We start from the raw sequence: 8,059 nt of genomic DNA, 5'->3' as shown, positions 1-8,059 counted from the left end.
CCCCCCCGCCGGGGGGGCGGGGGGGGGGGGGGGCGGCGCCCGCGCCCCCCCCCCCCCCCCCCCCCCCCCCGTGCCGCCGGACGTTCGCCGGCGGAGATCACCCGGATCGTCGTCACGAAGTTCCACCCCGCCTCCCTGGTGCGCGATCTGCACGCCCTCGGAGTGCACGCGGTGGGGGAGAACCGACAGCAGGAGCTCACCGCCAAGGAGACCGAGCTGGCCGGTCTCGACCTCGAGTGGCACTTCATCGGACAGGGCCAGACGAACAAGGCCTCCGCGATCAGGCGGAGTGCCGACGTGATCCACTCCGTCGACCGTGACCGCTTCGCCGACGCCCTGCACCGAGCCGCCGTGGACGACGACGTGCTCGACGTGCTCGTGCAGGTGAATCTGACGGAGGACGAAGGGCGCGGAGGCGTCGCCCCGGCCTCCGCGGTGGCGTTGGCCGAGCACGTGCTCACCCTGCCCTCACTGCGCCTCCGCGGCGTCATGGCGGTGGCTCCTCTCGATGAGGAGCCCACGGCCGCCTTCGACCGCCTGCGGCGGATCGCCGACGACGTGCGATCGGTCGCCCCCGAGGCGACCTGGATCTCCGCCGGGATGACCGGCGATTTCGCCGAGGCGATCGCCGCCGGCGCGACACACCTGCGGATCGGTTCCGCAATCACGGGCCCGCGCCCCGCCCGGGGCTAACCTGTGACAAGACCAGCCCGAAACGTTCGAACCGGAGGACACGATGGGTAACCCGCTGAAGAAGACCATGGTGTATCTCGGCCTCGCCGATGAGGAAGAGGTCTACGAGGAGGAGACGTCGGCGCCCGCCCGTGCCCAGCGCGAGCGTGAGCGTGACCGCGAAGAGCCGGCTCCGGCTCCCGTCACGCCGCTCCGTCGTCCCGTCGCCGTCCGCCAGCCCGCAGCAGGAGCCGTGAACGAGATCCTCACCGTCCACCCGAAGCAGTACCGCGACGCCCAGCTGATCGCGGAGAGCTTCCGCGAGGGCGTCCCGGTCATCATCAACCTCTCCCAGATGAGCGACGCCGATGCGCGCCGCCTCATCGACTTCGCGAGCGGTCTCTCCCTCGGCCTCTACGGTCGCATCGAGCGGGTGACCTCGAAGGTCTTCCTGCTGTCGCCGGAGAACATCGCGGTGTCGGGTCACGGGGGCATCGCGCACGCAGACGCCGAGTCTGCGGGCTTCGACCACTCCTAGACCGTGCAGCTGGTCTCGGTCCTCGCCAGCATCGTCCATCTGATGCTGCTGGTGTACATCCTCGTGCTCTTCGCGCGGCTCATCCTCGACTACATCCCGATGTTCAATCGGGAGTGGCGTCCGAAGGGTTTCGGCCTCGTGGCCGCTGAAGCGGTCTACACCGTCACAGATCCGCCCATCCGGTTCTTCCGGCGGATCATCCCTCCGCTGCGCATCGGCCAGCTGTCGCTGGATTTCGGCTTCGCGCTGACCCTGCTGGTCGTGCTGATCCTGATGAACATCGTCCGGTTGTTCATCCGCTGACCACCCCGCGTGTCGCGCCCGGGAACCGCCGCGAGTTGTCCGAGCCTGGGTGTCGCGGCATCGCGACGCCAAGGCTCGGGGGCTATGCTGGCACCCAGGTGCGCGCCCCGGGTTCGCGCCACATCACGAACACGCCATACATCGGTACTGGCAATCGAACTCATCGAAAGAGGAGCCACCCATGGCACTTACCCCGGATGACGTCGTCACCAAGCAGTTCCAGCACGTCCGCTTCAAGGACGGCTTCGACCCGGACGAGGTCGACGACTTCCTCGACGAGATCGTCATCGAGTGGCGCAAGGCCCTCGAGGAGAACGCCGAGCTGAAGGCGAAGCTCGCCGCGTACGAGTCGGGTTCCACCCCTGCTCCCGCCGCTGCCGAGCCGGCTGCCGCCACTCCCGCTCCGGCCCCCGCGGTCGAGGCACCCGCTGCCGACGCCGCACCGACCGGCTCCGCGACCGCCACCGCCGGCATCATCGAGCTCGCGCAGCGTCTGCACGACGAGCACGTCGCCGAGGGTGAGGCGAAGCGCAACCAGCTCATCTCCGAGGCCGAGGCCGAGGTCGCCCGCATCCGCACGGAGGCCGAGGCGAAGCAGCGCGAGGAGACCGCACGTCTCGAGCGCGAGCGCAACACGCTGGAGGCCCGGATCACCGAGCTGCGCAACTTCGAGCGCGACTACCGCTCGCAGCTCCGCGGCTACATCGAGGGCCAGCTCCGCGAGCTCGACGAGAAGTCGGCGTCCACGGACTCCACCCCGGTCTCCGCGATCGGCCTGTAAGGCGCCCTCTTGTCAGGACGTCGTCCCCTTCGTCGGTCGGCGGCCGGTGCGATCGTTGCGATTCTCGCAGCGGTCGTGCTGGCCGCCGATCAGTTTGTGAAGTACCTCACGATCGAGAACCTGCCGCTGCACGAGGAGGTCCCGGTTCTCGGAGAGTTCCTGCAGCTCTACTACGTGCGCAATCCCGGCGCGGCGTTCTCCCTCGGTTCCGGCGTGACCTGGATCTTCACGATCGCTCTCGCCGTGGTGGCGGGTGTCATCGTCTGGAAGGCGTTCGGGCTGCGTTCGCGCCTCTGGGCGGTCGTCCTCGGCTGCCTGCTCGGCGGCGTGCTGGGCAATCTGTCGGACCGACTGTTCCGCGAGCCCGGTTTCCCCGTCGGCCACGTGGTCGACATGATCTCCATGCCGTGGATGATGCCGGCCATCTTCAACGTCGCCGACATCTTCATCGTCACCGGGATGATCTCGGTCGCCTTGCTCGTCGTGTTCGGACTGCGCTTCGACGGCACGCGGGAGAAGGACCACGCCCCGGTCGAGACCGACGAGGACGCCGAGGCGGCCGCCGCGTCCGAGGGGCGCTGAGCGTGGAGTCCCGGTCGCTGCCCGTCCCGGACGGGCTCGATGGCACGCGCGTCGACGCCGCCCTCGCCAAGCTCCTCGGGTTCTCGCGGACCTTCGCGGCCGAGGTGGCCGGATCGGGCGGCGTCCGCCTGGACGGCGTCACCCTCGACAAGTCGGACCGCCTGCGTGGCGGTGCCTGGCTCGACGTCGAGTGGGAGCCGAAGGAGGGGCCGAAGATCGTCCCGATCGCGGTGCCCGAGCTCGGCATCGTGTACGACGACGACGACATCGTCGTCGTCGACAAGCCGACCGGCGTCGCCGCCCATCCCTCGCTCGGGTGGGAGGGCCCCACGGTCGTCGGTGCTCTCGCCGCCGCCGGGTTCCGCGTCGCCACGAGCGGCGCGCCGGAGCGTCAAGGCGTCGTGCACCGGCTGGACGTGGGGACGAGCGGGCTCATGGTCGTCGCCAAGAGCGAGGCCGCCTACACCGCGCTGAAGAGAGCGTTCAAGGAGCGCACGGTCGAGAAGGTCTATCACGCGGTGGTGCAGGGGCATCCGGACCCGCTCGTGGGTACGATCGACGCCCCGATCGGTCGGCACCCGAACCACTCCTGGAAGTTCGCGGTCGTCCCGGACGGCAAGCCCTCCGTGACGCACTACGAGACCCTCGAGGCGTTCCCCGGTGCCTCCCTGCTCGAGATCCACCTGGAGACGGGCCGCACCCACCAGATCCGCGTGCACATGGCCGCGCACCGCCACCCGTGTGTCGGCGATCCGCTGTACGGTGCCGACCCGACGCTGTCCGCCCGGCTCGGTCTCACCCGGCAGTGGCTGCACGCGCATCAGCTCGCCTTCGCGCATCCGACGACGGGGGACTGGGTGCAGTTCACCTCGCCCTATCCGGACGACTTCCAGCACGCACTGGACGTGCTCCGCGGAGAATAGGTCCCGCGGAGCGTCGCTTCCGCGGTGTCGGTGGTCTCCGCCACACTGACCGCATGAGCATCGTGGTGCGTCCGGCGACGGTCTTCGACGACGTCGCGGCGGTGGTGGGACCGAAGAAGCCGACGTCGAACGTCTGCTTCTGTCTGAGCTACCGGATCGGCAACAAGGAGAACGTCTCCCTGCGCGGTCCCGCGCGTGCCGACCGGGTGCGCGAGCTCTGCCACCAGGACCCTCCTCCCGGTGTGCTCGCCTACCTCGACGACGAGCCGGTCGGCTGGGCGGCGCTGCATCCTCGGCGCGACACGAGCTTCGCGCGCAACCGCCTCATCCCGCACGTCGACGACCTCGACGTGTGGTCGCTGTGGTGCTTCCGAGTCCGGCCGGGGCACCGCAAGCAGGGCGTGTCGCATGCGCTCATCGAGGGAGCCGTCGCCTACGCCAGAGAGCGCGGCGCCCCCGCCGTCGAGGGGTACCCGGTCGACAACGCCGGGGCGAAGGTGAACCTGACGATGGCGTACGTGGGCACGCGGCGTCTCTTCGAGAGCGCGGGATTCCGCAAGGTCGCGGACACGGGCTCGGTGCTCGACGGGTTCCCCCGCGTGCTCATGCGGCTGGACCTCCGCGAGGACGCGTGAACCGGGTTCCGCGGCGCGCTCGCTGAGGGAGCGCGACGCATGCCGGTGTCCGGGGCCGAACGTAGACTCGAAGCATGGCATCCGACTCCTTCGTCCACCTGCACGTGCACAGCGAGTACTCGATGCTCGACGGGGCCGCGAAGATCAACGCGATGACCCAGGCGGCCGCCGATTACGGCATGCCGGCGATCGCGGTGACGGACCACGGGAACACCTTCGCGGCGTTCGAGTTCTACAACGCCGCGCGCAACGCCGGCATCAAACCCATCGTCGGTCTCGAGGCCTACGTCACCCCGGGCACGCACCGCAGCGACAAGACCCGGGTGCAGTGGGGCTCGGCGGACCAGCGCAGCGACGACGTCTCGGGTTCGGGCGCCTACACCCACATGACCATGTGGAGCCAGAGCACCGAGGGCATGCACAACCTCTTCCGGCTGAGCTCGCTGTCGAGCATGGAGGGCTACTACTTCAAGCCCCGCATGGACCGCGAGCTGCTCCAGACCTACGGAAAGGGTCTCATCGCCACGACGGGGTGCCCGTCGGGGGAGGTGCAGACCCGGCTCCGGCTCGGCCAGTACGACGCCGCCAGGGCCGCGGCGGCGGAGTTCCAGGACATCTTCGGCAAGGAGAACTACTTCGCCGAGATCATGGACCACGGTCTCTCCATCGAGCGCCGTGTCATGACCGATCTGCTGCGGCTCGCGAAAGACCTCGGCATCCCGCTCGTGGCCACCAACGACTCGCACTACACCCACCAGCACGAGGCCGACGCCCACGCTGCCCTGCTATGCGTGCAGTCCGGCTCCACGCTCGACGACCCGAACCGCTTCAAGTTCGACGGCGACGGCTACTACATCAAGACCGCCGCCGAGATGCGGCAGCTCTTCCGGGACCACCCGGAGGCCTGCGACAACACGCTCCTGATCGCCGAGCGCTGCGAGGTCGAGTTCAACACCTCGGCGAACTACATGCCGCGGTTCCCGGTCCCGGACGGCGAGACCGAGGACAGCTGGCTGATCAAGGAGGTCGAGAAGGGCCTCCACTACCGGTACCCCAGCGGCATCCCGGACAAGGTGCGCAAGCAGGCCGAGTACGAGACCGGGATCATCCTGCAGATGGGCTTCCCCGGCTACTTCCTCGTCGTCGCCGACTTCATCAACTGGGCGAAGGACAACGGCATCCGCGTCGGCCCGGGTCGTGGCTCCGGTGCCGGCTCGATGGTCGCCTACGCGATGAAGATCACGGATCTCGATCCCCTCGAGCACGGTCTGATCTTCGAGCGCTTCCTCAACCCCGACCGCGTCTCGATGCCCGACTTCGACGTCGACTTCGACGATCGTCGCCGCGGCGAGGTCATCGAGTACGTGACCCGGAAGTACGGCTCCGAGCGCGTCGCGCAGATCGTCACCTACGGCACGATCAAGTCGAAGCAGGCCCTCAAGGACGCCGGTCGCGTGCTCGGGTTCCCGTTCAGCATGGGGGAGCGGCTCACCAAGGCGATGCCCCCGGCGGTGATGGGCAAGGACATGCCGCTAGACGGCATGTTCGATTCCGCGCACCCCCGCTACAAGGAGGCCAGCGAGTTCCGCGCCCTCATCGAGACCGATCCGGAGGCGAAGACCGTCTTCGACCGGGCTCTCGGGCTCGAGGGGTTGAAGCGGCAGTGGGGCGTGCATGCCGCCGGCGTCATCATGTCGTCCGAGCCCCTGCTCGACATCATCCCGATCATGCGCCGGGAGCAGGACGGCCAGATCGTCACGCAGTTCGACTACCCGTCGTGCGAGTCCCTCGGCCTCATCAAGATGGACTTCCTGGGCCTCCGGAACCTGACGATCATCTCGGACGCGCTGGACAACATCCGGATGAACCGCGGCGAGGAGCTCGATCTGGAGCACCTCGGGCTCGATGACCCCGCCGTCTACGAACTGCTGGCCCGTGGCGACACCCTCGGCGTGTTCCAGCTCGACAGCCCGCCGCTGCGCTCGCTCATGCGACTCATGAAGCCGGACAACTTCGGCGACATCTCGGCCCTCATCGCGCTGTACCGTCCTGGACCGATGGGAGCGAACTCCCACACCAACTACGCGCTGCGCAAGAACGGTCAGCAGGAGATCTCCCCGATCCATCCCGAACTGGCGGAACCGCTCGCGGAGATCCTGGAGGAGTCCTACGGACTCATCATCTACCAGGAGCAGGTCATGGCGATCGCGCAGAAGGTCGCCGGATTCAGCCTCGGTCAAGCCGACATCCTGCGCCGCGCGATGGGCAAGAAGAAGAAGTCCGAGCTGGACAAGCAGTACGCGGGGTTCGCGGCCGGAATGACCGAACGCGGCTTCGGCGAGGGGGCGGTCAAGGCGCTCTGGGACATCCTCCTGCCGTTCTCCGACTACGCCTTCAACAAAGCGCACTCCGCTGCGTACGGTCTCGTGTCGTACTGGACCGCGTACCTCAAGGCGCACTACCCGGCCGAGTACATGGCCGCGCTCCTGACGAGCGTCGGCGACTCGAAGGACAAGATGGCGCTCTACCTGAACGAGTGCCGCCGGATGGGCATCAAGGTGCTGCCGCCGGACGTCTCCGAGTCGATCAACTTCTTCGCGGCCGTCGGCGACGACATCCGCTTCGGTCTCGGCGCGGTCCGCAACGTCGGCACGAACGTCGTCGACGGCATCGTGCAGTCCCGCAAGGACGAGCGGTTCACGTCCTTCCATCACTTCCTCGACAAGGTTCCCCTGCACGTCGCCAACAAGCGCACGGTCGAATCGCTCATCAAGGCTGGTGCCTTCGACTCGATGGGGGACACCCGCCGGGCGCTCCTCGAGATCCATGAAGACGCCGTGGAGGCGGCGGTCGACAGGAAGCGGAACGAGGCGCAGGGCGCCATCGGCTTCGATTTCGACAGTCTCTACGACGGTATGGAGGAGGCGGCGCCCGCGAAGGTGCCCCCACGTCCGGAATGGATCAAGAAGGACAAGCTCGCGTTCGAGCGCGAGATGCTCGGCCTCTACGTCTCGGATCATCCGCTCGCCGGTCTCGAGGTGCCGCTCGCGAAGCACGCCTCGATCTCCATCCACGACCTCAACAACTCCGAGGATCTGCAGGACGGTGATCAGGTCACCGTGGCCGGCCTCGTCACCAGCGTGCAGCATCGTGTGGCGAAGGCGAGTGGGAACCCGTACGGCATGATCACCGTGGAGGACTTCAACGGTGAGGTCACCGTGATGTTCATGGGCAAGACCTACCTCGAGTTCCAGCACACCCTGCAGCAGGACGCCATCCTCGCGGTGCGTGGACGGGTCTCACGCCGTGACGACGGGCTGAACCTGCATGCGCAGTCCGCGTTCGCACCCGACATCGGCTCCTTCGACGCTGCAGGCCCGCTGTCGCTCGTCCTCGCCGAGCAGCGCGCCACCGAGCGGGTCATGACGGAGCTGGCCGAGGTCCTCCGGCGGCACAGCGGGGACACCGAGGTGCTGCTCCGCGTGCACCGCGCGGGCACGGCGAAGGTGTTCGAGGTGCCCATGCCGGTGAAGGTCTCGGCCGACCTCTTCGGTGACCTCAAGTCTCTGCTCGGACCGACCTGTCTGGGGTGAGCGGGTAGGATCGGGAGCCGTCGAGAGCACCG

The 8,059-nt window shown here is 68.1% G+C and carries 7 protein-coding genes and 1 pseudogene; all 8 read left to right on the top strand.

Annotation, left to right across the window (positions count from 1 at the left end):
- Positions 1-69 precede the first annotated feature (69 nt).
- Positions 70-693 (top strand): annotated as a pseudogene (locus M4D53_RS14715) (YggS family pyridoxal phosphate-dependent enzyme); the annotation flags it as partial.
- Between the two features lie 43 nt (positions 694-736).
- Positions 737-1,210: a cell division protein SepF gene (locus M4D53_RS14710; protein WP_259954731.1), complete on the top strand. Its 474-nt coding sequence runs from the start codon at positions 737-739 to the stop codon at positions 1,208-1,210.
- Positions 1,211-1,213: 3 nt separating this feature from the next.
- Positions 1,214-1,513, top strand: coding sequence for a YggT family protein (locus M4D53_RS14705; RefSeq protein WP_187661789.1), 300 nt, complete (start codon positions 1,214-1,216; stop codon positions 1,511-1,513).
- A 181-nt stretch (positions 1,514-1,694) separates the two neighbouring features.
- Complete coding sequence (locus tag M4D53_RS14700; RefSeq protein WP_187661788.1) at positions 1,695-2,294, top strand: DivIVA domain-containing protein; 600 nt, start codon at positions 1,695-1,697, stop codon at positions 2,292-2,294.
- Positions 2,295-2,303: 9 nt separating this feature from the next.
- Positions 2,304-2,876: a signal peptidase II gene (lspA, locus tag M4D53_RS14695; RefSeq protein WP_396817685.1), complete on the top strand. Its 573-nt coding sequence runs from the start codon at positions 2,304-2,306 to the stop codon at positions 2,874-2,876.
- Positions 2,877-2,878: 2 nt separating this feature from the next.
- On the top strand, positions 2,879-3,799 hold the full coding sequence (locus M4D53_RS14690) for an RluA family pseudouridine synthase (protein WP_259954730.1): 921 nt from the start codon (positions 2,879-2,881) through the stop codon (positions 3,797-3,799).
- Between the two features lie 53 nt (positions 3,800-3,852).
- Positions 3,853-4,434 (top strand): GNAT family N-acetyltransferase, encoded by a 582-nt coding sequence (locus M4D53_RS14685; protein WP_259954728.1) that lies wholly within the window; start codon positions 3,853-3,855, stop codon positions 4,432-4,434.
- Between the two features lie 74 nt (positions 4,435-4,508).
- Complete coding sequence (dnaE, locus tag M4D53_RS14680) at positions 4,509-8,027, top strand: DNA polymerase III subunit alpha (RefSeq protein WP_259954726.1); 3,519 nt, start codon at positions 4,509-4,511, stop codon at positions 8,025-8,027.
- The last annotated feature ends 32 nt before the right edge of the window (positions 8,028-8,059 follow it).

The organism is Microbacterium meiriae (genome assembly GCF_025143875.1).
GTDB lineage: Bacteria > Actinomycetota > Actinomycetes > Actinomycetales > Microbacteriaceae > Microbacterium > Microbacterium meiriae.
This window is presented reverse-complemented; position numbering and strand designations above follow the sequence as displayed.